The sequence below is a fragment of the Streptomyces sp. DH37 genome (assembly GCF_029813835.1).
In the GTDB taxonomy this organism is placed as follows: Bacteria; Actinomycetota; Actinomycetes; order Streptomycetales; family Streptomycetaceae; genus Streptomyces.
The window spans coordinates 19960-35397 of the sequence record NZ_JARVKV010000030.1; the positions used below are offsets into that span (position 1 = coordinate 19960).

Annotated in this window: 15 protein-coding genes and 3 pseudogenes; 9 read left to right on the forward strand and 9 right to left on the reverse strand. The window is 69.7% G+C overall.

Features of this window, described 5'->3' with window-relative positions; translation table 11 throughout:
• Positions 1-62: 62 nt before the first annotated feature.
• Positions 63-1196, reverse strand: coding sequence for a pyridoxal-dependent decarboxylase (locus QC029_RS16745; protein WP_279556474.1), 1134 nt, complete (start codon positions 1194-1196; stop codon positions 63-65).
• A 302-nt stretch (positions 1197-1498) separates the two neighbouring features.
• On the opposite strand from QC029_RS16745, the gene QC029_RS16750 reads away from it, so the two are divergent.
• Positions 1499-1588 (forward strand): helicase, encoded by a 90-nt coding sequence (locus QC029_RS16750; RefSeq protein WP_279556475.1) that lies wholly within the window; start codon positions 1499-1501, stop codon positions 1586-1588.
• Positions 1589-2347: 759 nt separating this feature from the next.
• On the opposite strand, the gene QC029_RS16755 is transcribed toward QC029_RS16750, so the two are convergent.
• Positions 2348-3316, reverse strand: a complete 969-nt coding sequence (locus tag QC029_RS16755) for an AraC family transcriptional regulator (protein ID WP_279556476.1) — start codon at positions 3314-3316, stop codon at positions 2348-2350.
• Positions 3317-3406: 90 nt separating this feature from the next.
• Here QC029_RS16755 and QC029_RS16760 point away from each other — a divergent pair, with 90 nt between their 5' ends.
• The 3 genes and pseudogenes from QC029_RS16760 to QC029_RS31110 form a co-directional block, all read left to right on the forward strand.
• Positions 3407-4243 (forward strand): NAD(P)H-binding protein, encoded by an 837-nt coding sequence (locus QC029_RS16760; RefSeq protein WP_279556477.1) that lies wholly within the window; start codon positions 3407-3409, stop codon positions 4241-4243.
• 114 nt (positions 4244-4357) lie between these two features.
• A complete protein-coding gene (locus tag QC029_RS16765) occupies positions 4358-4957 on the forward strand; it encodes an NAD(P)H-dependent oxidoreductase (protein WP_279556478.1) in 600 nt (199 codons plus the stop codon).
• Positions 4958-5093: 136 nt separating this feature from the next.
• Positions 5094-5375: pseudogene (locus QC029_RS31110) on the forward strand (ATP-dependent DNA ligase); the annotation flags it as partial.
• Between the two features lie 45 nt (positions 5376-5420).
• Here the strand turns inward: QC029_RS31110 and QC029_RS31120 are convergent.
• Positions 5421-5974, reverse strand: a pseudogene (locus QC029_RS31120) (helix-turn-helix domain-containing protein); the annotation flags it as partial.
• 381 nt (positions 5975-6355) lie between these two features.
• Between QC029_RS31120 and QC029_RS16780 the strand changes: the two are divergent.
• Both QC029_RS16780 and QC029_RS16785 read left to right on the forward strand, forming a co-directional pair.
• The gene (locus QC029_RS16780) at positions 6356-7093 is read left to right on the forward strand and encodes a hypothetical protein (protein WP_279556479.1); all 738 of its coding nucleotides are present in this window, start codon (positions 6356-6358) and stop codon (positions 7091-7093) included.
• 54 nt (positions 7094-7147) lie between these two features.
• On the forward strand, positions 7148-7627 hold the full coding sequence (locus QC029_RS16785) for a hypothetical protein (protein WP_279556480.1): 480 nt from the start codon (positions 7148-7150) through the stop codon (positions 7625-7627).
• Positions 7628-8076: 449 nt separating this feature from the next.
• On the opposite strand, the gene QC029_RS16790 is transcribed toward QC029_RS16785, so the two are convergent.
• From QC029_RS16790 to QC029_RS16805, 4 genes are all read right to left on the reverse strand, one after another.
• Positions 8077-8280 carry a hypothetical protein gene (locus QC029_RS16790; RefSeq protein ID WP_279556481.1) on the reverse strand — a complete coding sequence of 68 codons (204 nt, stop codon included), beginning with the start codon at positions 8278-8280 and terminating at the stop codon, positions 8077-8079.
• Positions 8259-8456: a hypothetical protein gene (locus tag QC029_RS16795; protein ID WP_279556482.1), complete on the reverse strand. Its 198-nt coding sequence runs from the start codon at positions 8454-8456 to the stop codon at positions 8259-8261. The genes QC029_RS16790 and QC029_RS16795 overlap by 22 nt, the downstream gene beginning before the upstream one ends.
• 229 nt (positions 8457-8685) lie before the next feature.
• Positions 8686-9465: a DJ-1/PfpI family protein gene (locus QC029_RS16800; RefSeq protein WP_279556483.1), complete on the reverse strand. Its 780-nt coding sequence runs from the start codon at positions 9463-9465 to the stop codon at positions 8686-8688.
• Entirely contained in the window at positions 9443-10465 is a 1023-nt protein-coding gene (locus QC029_RS16805) for a DJ-1/PfpI family protein (RefSeq protein WP_279556484.1), read from the reverse strand. Before QC029_RS16805 ends, QC029_RS16800 begins: the two co-directional genes overlap by 23 nt.
• Positions 10466-11069: 604 nt before the next feature.
• Here QC029_RS16805 and QC029_RS16810 point away from each other — a divergent pair.
• Together QC029_RS16810 and QC029_RS16815 are read left to right on the forward strand one after the other, a co-directional pair.
• The gene (locus QC029_RS16810; RefSeq protein ID WP_279556485.1) at positions 11070-11843 is read left to right on the forward strand and encodes a transposase; all 774 of its coding nucleotides are present in this window, start codon (positions 11070-11072) and stop codon (positions 11841-11843) included.
• A 59-nt stretch (positions 11844-11902) separates the two neighbouring features.
• Positions 11903-12601 (forward strand): peptidase inhibitor family I36 protein, encoded by a 699-nt coding sequence (locus tag QC029_RS16815; protein WP_279556486.1) that lies wholly within the window; start codon positions 11903-11905, stop codon positions 12599-12601.
• 90 nt (positions 12602-12691) lie between these two features.
• Here the strand turns inward: QC029_RS16815 and QC029_RS16820 are convergent, their stop codons facing one another.
• Together QC029_RS16820 and QC029_RS16825 are read right to left on the reverse strand one after the other, a co-directional pair.
• Entirely contained in the window at positions 12692-13645 is a 954-nt protein-coding gene (locus QC029_RS16820; RefSeq protein ID WP_279556487.1) for a CU044_5270 family protein, read from the reverse strand.
• Positions 13632-14180 (reverse strand): RNA polymerase sigma factor, encoded by a 549-nt coding sequence (locus QC029_RS16825; RefSeq protein WP_279556488.1) that lies wholly within the window; start codon positions 14178-14180, stop codon positions 13632-13634. The genes QC029_RS16820 and QC029_RS16825 overlap by 14 nt, the downstream gene beginning before the upstream one ends.
• Positions 14181-14468: 288 nt before the next feature.
• Between QC029_RS16825 and QC029_RS16830 the strand changes: the two are divergent.
• A pseudogene (locus QC029_RS16830) lies at positions 14469-15296 on the forward strand (IS5 family transposase).
• The last annotated feature ends 142 nt before the right edge of the window (positions 15297-15438 follow it).

Consider the following 15438-nt stretch of genomic DNA (forward strand, 5'->3'; position numbering starts at 1 on the left):
GATCGGGATGCGGTGGTCGTGATGGGCGTCGTCGTCACCGCGGCCGCCGCCCTCGCAGCCGGCTACCTGAGGTCGGCACATAGCATGTCGATGGCCTTCGGTGTCACGTGTGGCATGGCTACCAGGTGGGCACGGTCACCCTCGGTGGCCAGGTGCCAGGTGGCGCAGGTGGGTGAGTCGGGTCGGTCGAAGGTGACGGTGAGGGCGCCGGGGAAGCGCTCAGGACGTGCCCCCACCGCCGCCAGGGCTTTGGTGGCGTACTGGGCAGTCTGCTGGCAGCGGCCGACGGTCTCTCGTAGGCCTCGCGTGCCCATCTCGCGCAGCCGACACCACAGCAAGGCGACGGCGAGGCCGCTGCGGGAGCAGCCCAGGGTGTGGTCGGGAGCACCGAGGTACTGGCCGGTCGGCTGCGGCGGCAGGAACCGCCGACGCGTCAGCACGACGCCGCACGGCACCGGACAGCCCAGTAGTTTGTGCCCGCTCACCGACACACTGTCGGCACCGTGGGCGAGGTTCCAGGCGGGCTCCGGGCGGGAGAAGGCGGCCACCAGACCTCCCAGGGCGGCGTCCGCGTGGAGGTGGACACCACCCGCCTCGCTGCCGGCGTCCCGCAGTGCGGGCAGGTCGTCGACGGCTCCGCGCATCACCGTGCCGATCGTGGCCACGACCACCGCGCCGTCCCCGCTCCGCCCGCCCTTTGCCCTCCGGGCCTCGTGGCACAGGCGTGCCAATACTGCCGGTTCCATCGTCCCGTCGTCCCGGCAGGGCACGGTGACGGTTTCCATCCGCAGGATGGCGGCCGCCTTGCGGACGCTGTGGTGCGCGTCCGCCGAGAGGTACACCGGCGCTCGGGGGAACCTGTGCCGTGCGACGAACAGGCCGAACAGGATGCCCTCGCTGCCGGAGGCCGTGACGTATCCATAGGTGTCCCGGTCTCCGCCCGCGATGTCGGTGAACCAGGACAGCACCGCCTGCTCGAAGGCTTTGGCGTCGTTTCCCGAGTCGTCATGGGCCGACGGATCACCGGCGTTGTTGATCATCATGGACAGCAGGCTGTGTGCGGAGGAGGCGTCCCAGGCGAGGTTGGCCGGGAAGCCCAGCATTCGCGGCGTCCGCCGCCGCAGATCCCCGACCATGGCCGTCACCACGGGCCACACGCGTTCGGCGGTGGCACCCTCTTCCCTGATCCTCAACATGCTGTTCACACTGGGTCACTACCCGAAAGCGGAACGCATTACTCCGCTCTCCGTGTCAGCATCTCCTATATCCCCAGGTCGGCGGCCTGGACTGCCCCGCGTGCGCGAAGGGAAGACCTGTCCGGGCACTCAAGCAGGTCAAGGCCCGGCAACGGGGGCCAGGCGGATCGGCCACGCCAGGGTCACTCCGGATGTCGTCCTCACCCGCGTAGATGCGTTCCACATGCCGAACGTAACCACCACTCCCCCACGCACACCCCCGCAGTTCACCCGACACCCCCTCTCACAGGCGAGAACCCACAGTGTGGGTCTCGAACACCAAGTCCAGGCGCGACAAGCTCACCCAGGAGCAGCGGAACGCACTGCGGGAGCTGGGGGTGGAGTGGGCGTGACGCCGCAGGCCGCAGGTCGTTGATCTGGCGGACACACCGGTGCGCAGGCCCCGGGCCGTCATGGCAGCGCCCGGGGTCTTCTGCTGTCGTACGGGCTGGCGGTCAGGTGCAACGCGGGGTGCAACGCGTGCCCTGCCCCGGCTCTGGGCGATGTTGCAGCAGGGCAGAAGTGCAACGCGGTTCCGTGTTGCAAGGCCGATGGTGTCGCGAGCCAAGCCGCGGCTACTGCCGGCGGGGCGCGGTGACGCGGACCTCCGCAAGGACGACGCCGGTGACCGGGTCGTGGTGCACCGGGGCATACAGACCCCAGTCGGCGTCACCAGCCGTGAGCCGGCCCCCAGCCCACGGGCCCGGAATCGACAGCTCGCGGCCACCGAGCGGGCCGCCCACGAGTCGGACGATCACAGCAGTACCTCCCTGCTGGCGGGACCTCCTCCCGCCTTCACCCCTTAGCGGGACTCGGCAGCGAAGCGACAGCACTGGGGTCCTCGGTGGAAGGGATCACGCGCGACGTCGACGTTGCCGGAGCCGATGCTGAGCGTGGCCGTCCCGGTGCCGGATCTGCGGCCGGGGTGGACGGGGGAGCCGAAGTGGGACGGTTCCCCAGACACGAGAAGGTGTGCCGGGCAGGGTGATTGCTGCCTGTCGGTCGAAGCGCCTGCTGTCCATCTGGGCGGGTGAGCGCTCGGAGGCTGTTGCACCTCTATCTCGCTGACCAGCGGAGGGTCCTGGACGAGGGGGCGGATGCTGGGGGCCTTGTCATGGAGGTGTGCCGGCCGGCTGCGGGGGTGGGGGTGGGGTCGTCGCGGTGCGCCGATACGCGCTGGGGCTGATGCCGCGGATTCGTTTGAACGCCGCGCTGAACGCGAACGCGTCGGAGTAGCCCACGGCGCGGGCGATCTCCGCGACAGTCGCCGTCTCGCGCTCGGTCAGCAGGTCCGCCGCGAGCGTCATGCGCCAATGGGTGAGGTAGGTCAGGGGCGGTTCGCCGACCAGGTCGGTGAACCGCTTCGCCAGCGTGGCCCGCGACACCCCGGTCCGGCTGGCCAGCGAGGCAACCGTCCACGGCGCTGCCGGTTCCCCGTGCAGCAGGCGCAGCGCGCCGCCCACCACCGGGTCGCGCCCGGCGGAGTACCAGCCCGGCGGAGTACCGCCGGGCCGGTCGAAGTACTCGCGCAGCGCGCACACCAGCATCCAGTCCAGCAGCCGGTCGAGGACGATCTGCTGGCCCGGGGTGTCGGCGGCGACCTCGGCGGCGAGATGGTCCCACACGGGGTCGGGCCCGCCGCCGGACCCCACGCGCAGTACGACGGGCAGCGCGTCCAGCAGCCTGCGACTGATCTCCCCGCGCACCGGATAGGCGCCGACGACCAGGGTCGTCGTGCCCTCCCCGCCGGTACCGGCGTCGTGCCAGCCAAGCCGGTAGCGGGTCCCGCCCTGCTCGGGCGTCGAGCAGAACGCGCCGCACTCGACGGGTTCGGCCCGAGTGCCCACCTCGTCGACGAAGAGGAACGGCGCGGGGCCCCGCACGATCACTGTCTCGCCGACGCCCAGACGCTCGGGAGGGCGGCGCTCCGGCACGATCCAGCCGCCTCCGGAGAGGACGGTGCACAAGGTCAGCGGCGCGCCGTCCACGAAGTGCAGCGACCAGGGCGGGGTCAGGGTCGAGCTGCCGAACAACGAACCCTGGGCCCGCACTCCGCGCAGTAGGTCGCCGAAAGCATCCACCCGCCAAGGCTAAACGATTCAGACGATTACCCAGGTGATCTGGCGTATTACCTATGGAACCGTCCGGGTGCATGCCGTTGACTCGCTGCCATGAGCAACGCCATCACTGTTGTCCTCGGCGCGACGGGCAACACCGGCCGGCGGGTGACCGCCCGGTTGCGGCTGCGCGACACGCCCGTGCGCGCCGCCTCCCGTTCCAGTCGGACCCCGTTCGACTGGTTCCACCCCGCCGGCTGGGACCAGGTCCTGCGGGGCGTCACCACCGCCTACGTGGTGCCTCCGCCCGTGCCCGGTCCGGTGCACGACTTCGTGGCGCGGGCCGAGGCCGCCGGTGTGCGGCGCCTGGTCCTGCTCTCCGGTCACGGCGCCGACGATTGGGGCGACTCCGCGTTCGGTCTGGACATGCGCTCGGCCGAGGACGCCGTGCGCAGCTCGGCGCTGGAACGGACCATCCTGCGTGCCTCGAACTTCGCCCAGAACTTCGACGGGCACCCCTTCCGCGCCCCGCTGGCCGCCGGCGAGCCGGCGCTTCCGGCGGGTGCGGTCCCCGAGCCGTTCATCGACCTTGAGGACGTTGCCGACGTAGCGGCCGCAGTGCTGTCCGAGCCCGGACAGCACGCCGGTCGGGTCTATGAGCTGACCGGGCCGCGCGGGCTGACCTGGGCGGAGGCAGTCGAGCTGATCTCCCGGGCGTCCGGGCTGCCCATCGTCCACCGGCGTATCTCCCCGGCCGAGTACACCGCGACGTTGGTCCAGGAGGGCTGGGGCGAGGACGAGGCCCGGCACCTCACCGAGATGTTCGTGCTGCTTGAACGCGGGGCCGCCGCCTGGACGTCGGACGACGTCGCCACCGTGCTGGGGTGCGCGCCGCGGACCTTCGAGGACTTCGTCCTGCGGGCCACGGCAGCGGAAGCCTGGCGGTGCTGAGTCCCGCGGGCCTTGGCCTGGCGTACCGGGCTCCGGGAAGCGGAGCACCGCACGCCATCCCGCACATCCACACCACTTGCCGACGTCCGTATCCTCACGTAACGGGAGCCATCGATGCACACCCTGCTGGTCGCCGCCAACCCCGACCCCCGGTCCCTGACGCATCACGTGCTGGGAAAACTTCAGGCAGCGCTTCAACCCGGTTCGGTCGAGATCGCCGACCTGGCCAAGGAGCGGTTCGACCCCCGGTTCACTCCGGCGGATCGTCGGGCGTACCACGACGGCGGCAACTATCCGGCCGACGTCGCGGCTGAACACCGTCGTCTTGAGCGCGCCACCGATCTCGTGCTGATCTTCCCCGTGTACTGGTGGTCGATGCCTGCACTGTTGAAGGGGTGGATCGACCGTGTCTTCGTCAACGGCTGGGCCTTCGAACACTCCCCCGCTTCGGGTCTGCAGCCGAAACTGCAGGGCCTCACCACACATCTTCTACCCATCGCCGGCGACGACTCCGGTGCATACGAGCGCCACGGATACGAGAGCGCACTGCGGACGCAGATCGAGCACGGCATCGTCGACTACTGCGGCAGCCGGCGCGGCTCCACAGCGTTCATCTACGAATCCGAACAGCTCACCCCCGAGGCCACAGCGCGAGATGTTGACCGTGCGGTGCGGACCATCAGCGAAGCCATCCATGCCCGCCTGAAGGAATGAGGCAGGTCAGACAGCCTTTCAACCGGTGAGACGCTGCGGCCAAGCAGTCAGGGACGTCGCCTGCTGCGCTTCCAAAGGGACATAGGAACGCCGACCCGGCCCCGGCTCCAGGCACGATGACCGTCTCGCCGTAAGGGTGTCACCCTGTCACCGCGCAGCACTCCGCCGCCGTTGTGCCCGTGCCGAAACAGACCTCCCACTCGGTGTCCCTGAGACATGCCGCAGACTGGAGAAGGACGGGTTCCGGGCGCTCGTCTCCGTCGCCGCGGGCCGGGTGGTGCTGCGCTCCAGGCGCGGCACGGAAATGGGGCCGGCCTTTCCGGAGATCGTGGCCGGGGCCGAGCAGCTGCCGGACACGACCGCGCTGGACGGCGAGCTTGTCGTATGGGATGCCGCCGGGCGTCTCGCGTTCGAGCGGTTGCAGGACCGGCCCGCCCGGTGCGGCGCCGGTCAGGGCACTGAGCTGCACCGCACTCTCCTCCAGCGGCCGAGGCCCCGGCGTCAGCACCACCACCCTGGCCGACTCCCGCACACGCGGCACCAGGCCCGTCCTGAGGAGCGACGACCTGCCCGAACCGGAAGCCCCACGACGACGATGAAGGGCTGCCGTTCCATCCGTCCGGCCAACTCCTCCACCGGCCGTTCCCGGCCGAAGAACCACTGGGCGTCCTGTTCCCTGAACGACCGCAATCCCGCGTACGGCGCGGGATTGCCAGATCCCTCCTGGGGGTCGGGAGCGGCATGGCCTTCCCTGAGCAGCTTCGCTGCCTCACGCCAATGCCTCTGCCGATCCCGCACGTCCCCGCCGCAGGCACGGACATACGCGAGCGTCACCGCCCGAGTCGGCAGCCGCCGCCCGGACGCGGCGGGGGACAAGGTCGAGATCGAGTAGTTCACCCGCTCCGCGAGCGTCCGGTACGGCGGATTGCCCGCCTTGTGCCGCAACTGCCGCAGATCCGCCGCGAATTCCCGTAACGGGCCGCCCTCCGCGTCTGTCGGTCGTTCCTTGCGCGGCATCCCGCTCCCCCGGTCCCCCTGATCACAGCCTCACGGCCGTACCACATTTTTCACGAGTTGTTTGTTCGGCACCAGTGCCCCGAACGCGAACAAAGGCCAGCCGCTAGACCTGATCCGGAAAGCAGGCATCAGGGCTTCACAAGGGGGCGTGGCATGGGAACGGGGGAGACAGGCGCCGGGCCACGACGCCATGGGCCGGCCGCCGTCACAGCGGCCATGGTGCTCACGGCGATGGCGGCCTTGGCCGGGCCGACGGGATGTGCACCGGGATCCACCGGGTCCCAGCACACCGGTACCGAGCCTTCCGGTCCGGTACGGGAACTCACCCGGGCCGAGCAGGACCGCGTCGACCTCGCCGAACAACACCTGATTCAGACGTGCATGGAACGGAAGGGCTTCCGGTACTGGGTCGCACCCCGCGTCGACGCCGACACCGCCCACGCCTTCACCTACCGCTTCGTCCAGGACGACGTCGGGTGGGCGCGCGAGCACGGGTACGGAGAGCGGCTGCGACAGTCGTTCTTCAAGGCGAAGCAGCGCGACCCCAACATCCCGTACCGCAACCGCCTGTCTCCCGCCGAACGGCAGAGGTACCTCGCCACCCTCACCGGAGGCCCGCACGCGCGGATGCTGTCGGTGCGCCTGCCGACCGGGGCGTCCGTCCGCAGCCAGGACGGCGGCTGCGTGCACTCCGCCCGCCGGCAGCTCTACGGCGACACGGAGGTCTTCTTCCACGCCGACAAGGTCGCCACCAACCTCGTCCCCGTGTACACGCCGCGCCTGGTGCGCGACCCGCGCTTCACAAAGGCTGTGAAGGCGTGGTCCGCCTGCGTTCGGAAGGCGACCGGCCGCGCATACGCCGATCCCGCCGCTCTGCACGACGACCTGAACGAGCGGTCGGCGAGGCTGGACGCCGCCGACGCGCACCGCCTCGAAGTGGCTCTTGCCGTCGCCGAGGCCACCTGCGCGCGCAGGACCTCACTGACGACGACCCTGCGGGAACTGGACCGCCACTACGGCGATCCCGTGCGCGAGCGGTACGCCCAGGAGATCTCCACCAGCAGCCGCATGAGGCTGGCGGCTCTGCGGCGAGCGGACGGTATGGACCACCGCCACTGAACCGAATGATCACCCCGAGCGAAAACTGAACGAAACCGAACGAAGGAGAGACCGATGCGCCATTTCCGTGCCGTCCTCACGGCGGCAGCGATCACCCTCACGACGGGCACCATGCTCGCCGCCCCGGCCCAGGCGGCTCCGGACAAGGTCGCCGCCTCCAACTGTGCCTACCTGTGGAACCTCAAGGCGTGGGACGGGTACGTGACGGCGTACGACTCGACGGACTGTTCCCAGCGCCTCGGTGAGGCCAAGGGCGACGACAGCAACTGGAACGACGCAGCCGGTCCGTTCCGCAGCCCCGCCAACGACAAGGCGACCTCGCTGCTGAACACCGGGTCGGAAGCCGGCGGCATCAACAACGTCCAGTTCTTTGAAAACGCGGGCTACGACGGTGGCACCGGCTGCGTGGCCTGGGGCGAGCACTACGTCGACGACTTGCGCGACAACCGCTTCCGGGGCAACGGCGACGCCATCGCGAACAACAGGATCAGCTCCCACCGCTGGTCGACGGGCTGCACCAACCCCTGGACCTGACCGGCGACCCCAGGTGCGTGCCTGCACCGGGCCGCCCCGGCCCGTGTCAGCGGGACGGGGCGGCCGCTCGGGTCCGCCGAACCGGTGCTCGGTGTCGTTCATCCGCAGCGGATGTTCGCGTACACCTGTTGAAACAGACGTTGCCGAAGTCGCGCGACACCCCACAGCTGAGCCCCTCTGATGCGATCGCCGGCGCGAGAAGGCGCCGGACCGCCGCAGCCTGGCAGGCGTCGGCATGGGGCCTGTCCAGTAAACGGCTCTGTCCCACACTCGGTGGCGGTCCGTGAGAACTGGGCATCTCCGCCTTGTGGAGAGTGATGCTGTTGCTCTGACCCCGGTACTTGAAGGTGGCCACCGGCATCCGGAAGAACACCGAAACCCGGCAGTAGGGCCAGACCGGGCCTGGTCGACCTTTGGGGGGTGGCACGCTCGGGGGCTTCGGCCGCTGCTCATTCCAGGGCCACCGCGCCGACCGGAGTCTCGGCAGTCGGGGTGGAGGGGGTGGGGTGGGGGTGGGTGAGGCCACAGGCGTGGTGCAGGCGGTTGCGGGCGGTCACCTGTCCGGCCAGCGCCTCCAGGCGGGCGGCGTGGGCGCGCAGGACCTCGGGGGCGGAGACGGTGCGGCACAGCCCTACCCACTCCAGCGCCCGCACCGCCCGCTCGTCCAGGGGCCGCCCACCGGTAGCCAGGTCTGCCGCACCGTCTCCCCGGCCCGCTCCGCCGCAGCGAGGTGCTCCAGCACCGCCCACTGCCCGCCGGTGATCTTGTCGGTCGTCCCCGCCCGCTCCTTCCTCCCCAACACCGCGGGGCTGCTGCCCCCGGCTCTCATGGGGAGGGATCATGGCCCACCGCGCACCGGCCGTGTGGTGTTTTCACCCGTAGACCACCCGTACAACTCCCGCCTGTCCCCACCGGCGGTGGAAGGCCCAGAACGCAGCGGGCAGTTGCACGGTCAGTTCACTGACGGCCGACTCGGCCCGGCTCCCGTCCCCTTCATGCACGTCCACGCACCCGCCCTGTCTTCCGAACGGAACCGGCAGGGGGAACCTGGCGGAGCCCTACCGCGCCTGGGAGGCTTCGAGGAGCCGTAGGGCCATCTCCTTGAGTTCCGGGGCGGCTTCGGCGGCGTTGCCGGAGTCGAACGGGGGCCGGGGGTCGTACTCGACGGCGAGCTGGATCGCTCTGGCCACGGTCTCGCCGGCCATCTGCGCTGCGAGGTACAGAGCCATGTCCACCCCCGCCGAGACCCCGGCGGCTGTGATGATCTTCCCCGAGCGGACGTAGCGCGCGGGTAGGTAGGTGACGTCGAACGTGGTGCTCAGGTAGTCGGCGGAGGCCCAGTGAGTCGTCGCTTCGCCTCCTGTCAGCAGGCCGGCTGCGGCCAGGACGAGCGAGCCGGTGCAGACCGATACCGTCCAGCGGGTGGATCGATTGGTTCGGCGGATCCAGGAGAGCAGGGCGGGGTTGTTCATGGCGTTGACGGTGCCGTCCGCCCCGGCGCCGGGTACCAGCAGAACGTCCAACCGCTCGACCTCGTCGATCGAGCGGTCGGCCAGTATGGCCACGTCCCTGGTGTCGGTGCGGACGGCACCGCGGCGTTGCCCGATCATCGTGACCGTCGCGCCCGGCAGCCGGGAGAGCACCTCGGCCGGCCCGGTCGGATCCAGGAGGCTGTAGCCGTCGTACAGCAGGATCCCGATCTCGGGTCCGTCTGTGCGCGGGCGGCGCCGCTGCCGGGCCTGCGCGTCTCCGGCCGTGGTGAGGCCGCCGGCGGTGGCCAGGGCCGCGCCGGCGGCCATGCCCCCCAGTACGGTCCTACGTGTCGTTGTGTCTGCCATGGCGGGGAGTCTGCCGCTGCGCGGGCACGCGCGCCCTCGGCATGTCCGGCATCCTGCGAAGCACGTCCCCCGCGACGCCGTAGTGGCGCAGCAGCGTCGTCCTCAGGGTCTCGGCCGAACCGAGGCCGCAGCGCCGGGCTACGGCCGCCACCGGCAGGCCGCTGGAGCGCAGCAGGTGGGCGGCGGCCTCCGCACGGGCCGCTCGTACAGCACGTGCCGGTGTCGTGCCCAGGTGCGCCGTGAACAGGCGGGTCAGGTGCCGGGTGCTGATTCCCGCCCGCTCGGCCAGTGCCCTCGGGGACAGGTCGTCGGCGAGATGGCCCGCGATGTAGCCGGTCAGGTCGTGTACGAGTCTCTCCCCCGGCGGCGGATCCGCCAGGAACATGCTGATCTGGGCCTGGTCCGCCGGCCGGTGCAGATAGGTGACCAGTTCGCGGGCCACCGCGCGCGCCAGTGTCGGCCCGTGGTCGTCCTCGATCAGCGACAACGTCAGGTCCAGTGCGCTGGTGACCCCGGCCGAGGTGTAGACGTTGCCGTCGCGTACGAAGAGCGGAGCCGGGTCCACGGTCACGGTCGGGTGGCGTTCGGCGAGCCGGTTGCCATGCCCCCAGTGCGTGGTCACCCGTCGGTGGTCGAGCAGTCCGGCCGCCGCCAGTACGTACGCGCCGGTGCACACCGAGGCCACCCGCCGACTGCGTTCAGCCAGGCGGCGCACCTGGGCCAGCAGCCGCCGGTCCTGCGCGGCGGTCTCCGCCCCGAGGCCGCCGACGATGACGAGGGTGTCCAGGCGGCCGGTCACCGCCGCCAGCCGCCGCCCCGGTCCCAAGCCGATGCCGGCCGATGTGCCCGCCGTCCGGCCGTCGAGAGTGCTCAGCTCGATGGTGTACGGCGGCGCCGCGCCGTAGCGGTTGGCGATGTCCAGAGCACCGCTGGGGCAGGCGACATCCAGGATCTGCGCGTTCTCATAGGCCACGATCACCACGCGTCGACGGTCGTCCATACCACGAATACCACCACGCGTCGGCTGGGTGGCTCACCTTGCCGTCCGACTCCGTCCGCCCTTCGCCACCCGGGTGGCCTCGGATTCCTCCGGCCTCCTGGCCGGGACTACCGTGCGAAGCCACCCCTGGTGCGCAGTTTGATCGCTCACAACTGGCGGTGTCCGCTTTGCCCCTGTACCGCCCCTTGTTCGCACGGTTTGACTGCGACCGAGAACACCCCCGTGCGGTGGCATGCTGGAGTGCTTACAGGCCGACACCACCCGGTATCAGACAAAGCCGCAGGCCAGAGATCACTGCCACTCCATGATCACCACGGTCGCCGAGAGACTCGCGTGGCTTGACCGCGGTCTACCAAGGGGGCGGCATCATCCTGATCAGCCCAGGTCAGGCGACCTGCTTCTGACCTCATCCTCTTGGACAGTGCTGAAGGGAATCGAAGTGCTGTGATCAACGTGACCTAAAACTGATTGCTATGAGTGATCGATCAGTGATGCAGTGTTCATGCCCGGACCGCCTGGCAGCACCTCAGACGTACAGAAGTCGTCAGTTGGCGCTACTAGACGGTGTCCCGTAACTGCTGGTCATGGATGAGATGATCTTGTTGTGGCTGGTGTGATCACGGCGTCGGAGCCGTCCTGGATAGCCCCGTTCACCGGGCTGAGCCCGCGGCAGTTCGCCAAGCTGGTCACCGCGCTGCGGCGGGAAGGAGCGGACCCGGTGCGCCGGGGCCGGCCGTGGTCGCTTCCGTTGGAGGACCGGGTGCTGCTGGTGGCCGCGTACTGGCCCACCAACCTCACCCTGCGCCAGCTCGCCCCGCTCTTCGGGATCTCCAAGTCGGCCGCCGACCGGATCGTCGACCACCTCGGTCCGGCCCTCGCGCTCCAGCCCCGCAAGCGGTACCGCAAGAACACCGTGCTCATCGTGGACGGCACCCTGGTCCCCACCCGCGACCGGAACGTGGCCGCCTCCAGCAAGAACTACCGCTACTCCACCAACCACCAGGTCGTCATCGATGCCGACACCCGCCTGGTCGTCGCCGTCGGCAAGCCGCTGCCGGGCAACCGCAACGACTGCCGGACCTGGGAAGAATCCGGCGCCAAGGACGCCGTCGGCACCACCCCCACAGTGATCGCCGACGGCGGCTACCGCGGCACCGGCCTGACCATCCCGCACTACCGCCGGCACCAGGACGAGGACCTGCCCGCCTGGAAGGAAGAGCACAACGCCTCCCACCGCCGGGTCCGCGCCCGCGTCGAGCACACCTTCGCCCGCATGAAGACCTGGAAGATCCTGCGCGACTGCCGCCTCAGAGACGACGGCGTCCACCGCGCCATGCTCGGCATCGCCCGCCTGCACAACCTCACCCTCACCGGATGACGAGCAAACAAGCAGGTCAGCCGACACGTCCCTGAGAATTTACGGGACACCGTCTAGGCATGCCCAAAACCACCATTCATGAGGGGGAATCCTTGCGTACGAATCGTCGCTCGTTACGTACCGCTGCCGTGGCGGTCACCGCCATCGCAAGTCTGGCGGGCATCACCCAGGCCCAGGCGTCTGAAGCGCCCGGGGCAGATGACCCCGCAGCACCTACTGGGACACTGCAGGAGTCGATCGATGAGGTGCTCGCCAGCACCGAGGGGGGCACGCAGATCAGTCCCTACGAGATCTCCTGGGAGGGCGGAGCCGTCATCATGTCCTTCCCTCGCCCGGGAGAGGCAAAGGCGCCGACCAGTTCGCCCACAGCACGCAAGCTCCAGGCCAAGCTCGCCGGGAAACCGCAGATGGGCCCCCTCGTCGCAGAGTGGGTGGCTGGCGACCACGAGGGCTGTCCGACCGAGGTATTCGGCAACGACTGGTACTGCTTTTACCAGTACGAGAATTACGGCGGGAGACGTCTGCAGTGGAACGCCACCCACGAAAAACCGGTCTACTTTTCCAAGTACGACTTCGTCAACAAGACATCCTCCTGGGTCAATGGCGGGGGAAAGACCATCGTTGTCTACGGACGGACCCGCAGCGGCGACGACAGCAGCTGCACCGACTACCTGTGGTCTGAGTCCCAGCACATGAAGAACAGGTACGTCGGTGGTGTCGTCGACAATCGGGCTGACTGCTTCACCGCAAAGGGATAGCCGGTGGGCTGAGCCTCTAGCACTGCCCCTGATGCCCCCTCCCACCACGTACGCGGTGGGAGGGGGCATCAGGGGCCCTGTGGTAATTCTTCAGCCGCCGCGTGTGTAGCCGTGGTCGAGGTGGGTGACGTACTCGGTGACCGATGGGATCTTGACGTTCAGTGCGCCGGCGTCTTTCGTGAGCATCTCCTCGTAGGCCAGGAGCTTGCCCGTGTCCGGGGCGAAGATCACGGTCTGCTTCTTCGGCAGCCCGCCGAAGTCGGAGTCGGTGGAGAAGGCCATGCCCGGCCTGCCGGAGCGGTCCCGGACGGTGCCGTGGTACTCCACCCCGTCGAATGTGGCCAGCGCGCGTAGCGCTCCGGCCTGCTGGCGCGGGGACAGGATCGTGTTCAGAGCGCGTTCGTTGAGGCGGCTGAGGAACGCGCCTGCTCCCCGACCGTCGCCCTGGGAGAGGACCCAGTCCTTCATGGCTTGCGCACCCCCACCTATGGGCGGCCGGGCGGGCTGCTCTCCCGCGGGGAAGTCGTCCGCCTCCCGACCGCCGTCCCATGTGATGACCTGGCGGGTGGATCCGTCGGGCCGGTGCCAGGTCTCATAGCGCTGCGGGACGACCTCGGAGGTGACCCGCTTGCCGTCGATAGTGGTGAACAGTGACCACATCTCGTACGCGAAGTGCGCCGTGGCGTCCTGGCGTGCGGCTGGAGCCGTTTGCTGTTCCGCCTTGCTCGCCAGTTGCCGGAGCAGTTGCGCGGCCGGGGTGCCTGCAGGGTCCTGCAGGTGGAGTGGGGCCGGGGTGGCGGCGTAGGCGGGGGTCTGGACGGGGCTGTCCAACAGGCCGATGCCGCCGACCACCGCCATAGCGGTGACCGCGACTGCCGCGGTCCACACCAGTGGACGTCGGCGGGTCCGCGCGCGGGAAGACGACGGCTGGCGGGGGGTGGCGGTGATACGGGCCAGCAGCGCCTCGGCTTCGGCATCGGTCATCACAGGGGTGCTGTTACGGGCGGGATCCAGGCCGCGCAGCAGCCTGTCAGTGTCGCGCATGGGTGACCTCCTGCTGGACGGATGTGCTGGTCGGGGCGGAGGCGGCGGGGTGCGCCTGGAGTTGCCTGCGCAGCCGGCCGCGGGCACGGTGCAGCCGCACCCGCACCGCCACGCTGCTCTGGCCCAGCACCCGGGCGATCTCGGCGGGGGTCAGTTCCTCCCACAGCGCCAGCCGCAGCACCTCTTGGTCCACGGTGCCGAGTCGGCCGAAGGCCTGGGCCAGGTCGGTGCGGGCGGCTACCTCCTCCGCGTGCCCGGCATCGGGCCGGTGCGGCTGGACAGCCAGTAAGTCCTCCAGGTTGGTGCGGCGCCGGGCGGCGCGGCGGTCGTTGGCCAGCACCCGCCGGGCCACGCCGTACAGCCACGGCAACGGCTCATCCGGTATCTGGTCGAACCGGCGCCACGCGGTCAGGAAGACCTCCCCCAACACATCCCCCACCTCCTCCGGTCCGGCCCGCCGCAGCACGTACCGCTCCACTGCCTCTCGATGACGCCGGTACAAGGCGGTGAACTGTTCCTCGATCGTCGATTCCATCTGCCCTCCGCCCCGGTAGATGTCCGGCACCCCTGCACCCGTTACACCCAGCCCGAAAACCATCGAGCGCCGACAGCGGTCCGGGCCACCGTGAGAACGAGGACGAGGGAATGCCGATGGCCCAACCGGTGCACTCGCCCCGCAGCACACAACCTCGCAGGCCCGGAACAGCACGGACCGCACCGCAAGCGCCCCTTGCGGTCCAGTTCCCTCAACTGGGGGACTGTAAGAACTGCTAACAGAAGTGTCTGATGGTGTGGCTGTCGGTTTGGTCACTCGTTGGTTGGTGTGTGGAAGAGGGAGTCGCGTCCGTGGATCGTCTCGGACGAATTGTGGTCGTTGGTCGAGCCGTTGTTGCCTGAGCCGGGGCCGAAGTTGGTGGCGGGGCGGCCGCGGGTTCCGGACCGGCAGGCGTTGTGCGGGATTTTGTTCGTGCTGCACACCGGGATCCAGTGGGAGTACCTGCCGCAGGAGCTGGGGTTCGGCTCGGGCATGACGTGCTGGCGCCGGCTGGCGGCCTGGAACGAGGCCGGCGTCTGGGACCGGCTGCATCTCGTGCTGCTGGCGAGACTGCGGGCCGCGAAGCGGCTGGACTGGTCGCGGGCGGTGATCGACTCCTCCCACGTGCGGGCCGCTCGGCGCGGCCCAAAAGCGGCCCCAGCCCGGTCGACCGCGCCCGGCCGGGCGGCAAGCACCATGTCCTCGTCGACGGCCAGGGCATCCCGCTCGCGGTGTCGCTGACCGGCGGCAACCGAGGGCGACGTCACCCAGCTCCTGCCCCTCCTGGCGAAGATTCCCTCCGTGCCGGGACTCGTGGGCAGGCCGCGCCGGTGGCCCGACATCCTCCTGGGCGACCGCGGCTACGACCACGACAAGTACCGCCGCCTGGTCTGGGCGCAGGGCATCAAACCCGTCATCGCCCGCCGCGGTGTCGACCACGGATCCGGCCTCGGGATGCACCGCTGGGTCGTCGAGCGCACCATCGCCTGGTTGCACGGCTTCCGGCGACTCCGCATCCGCTGGGAACGACGAGACGACATCCATGAAGCCTTCCTCGGCCTCGCCACCTGCCTCATCACACACCGGCACGTGAAACGCCTTTGTCAGGACCTCTAAGCCGTCTGCCCTCACCCCGAGCAGATCGCGCGGGCCTGGGACTACGTGGAACTTGTCTGGCAGGAACAGGGCAGCGAGCAGGACACAAGGCCAAGCCCGCCCGGTTCCACGTCGACGGCCCCGAGCCGGCGCGGCTGATCGG

What these genes read in the sequence shown, in the direction of transcription:
- QC029_RS16815 (WP_279556486.1), top strand. Translation starts at nt 11,903, where the DNA reads ATGCCCAAAACCACCATTCATGAGGGGGAATCCTTGCGTACGAATCGT.
- QC029_RS16825 (WP_279556488.1), bottom strand. Translation starts at nt 14,180, where the DNA reads ATGGAATCGACGATCGAGGAACAGTTCACCGCCTTGTACCGGCGTCAT.
- QC029_RS16805 (WP_279556484.1), bottom strand. Translation starts at nt 10,465, where the DNA reads ATGGACGACCGTCGACGCGTGGTGATCGTGGCCTATGAGAACGCGCAG.
- QC029_RS16795 (WP_279556482.1), bottom strand. Translation starts at nt 8,456, where the DNA reads ATGAGAGCCGGGGGCAGCAGCCCCGCGGTGTTGGGGAGGAAGGAGCGG.
- QC029_RS16760 (WP_279556477.1), top strand. Translation starts at nt 3,407, where the DNA reads ATGAGCAACGCCATCACTGTTGTCCTCGGCGCGACGGGCAACACCGGC.
- QC029_RS16765 (WP_279556478.1), top strand. Translation starts at nt 4,358, where the DNA reads ATGCACACCCTGCTGGTCGCCGCCAACCCCGACCCCCGGTCCCTGACG.
- QC029_RS16820 (WP_279556487.1), bottom strand. Translation starts at nt 13,645, where the DNA reads ATGCGCGACACTGACAGGCTGCTGCGCGGCCTGGATCCCGCCCGTAAC.
- QC029_RS16800 (WP_279556483.1), bottom strand. Translation starts at nt 9,465, where the DNA reads ATGGCAGACACAACGACACGTAGGACCGTACTGGGGGGCATGGCCGCC.
- QC029_RS16785 (WP_279556480.1), top strand. Translation starts at nt 7,148, where the DNA reads ATGCGCCATTTCCGTGCCGTCCTCACGGCGGCAGCGATCACCCTCACG.
- QC029_RS16780 (WP_279556479.1), top strand. Translation starts at nt 6,356, where the DNA reads ATGGAACGGAAGGGCTTCCGGTACTGGGTCGCACCCCGCGTCGACGCC.
- QC029_RS16745 (WP_279556474.1), bottom strand. Translation starts at nt 1,196, where the DNA reads ATGTTGAGGATCAGGGAAGAGGGTGCCACCGCCGAACGCGTGTGGCCC.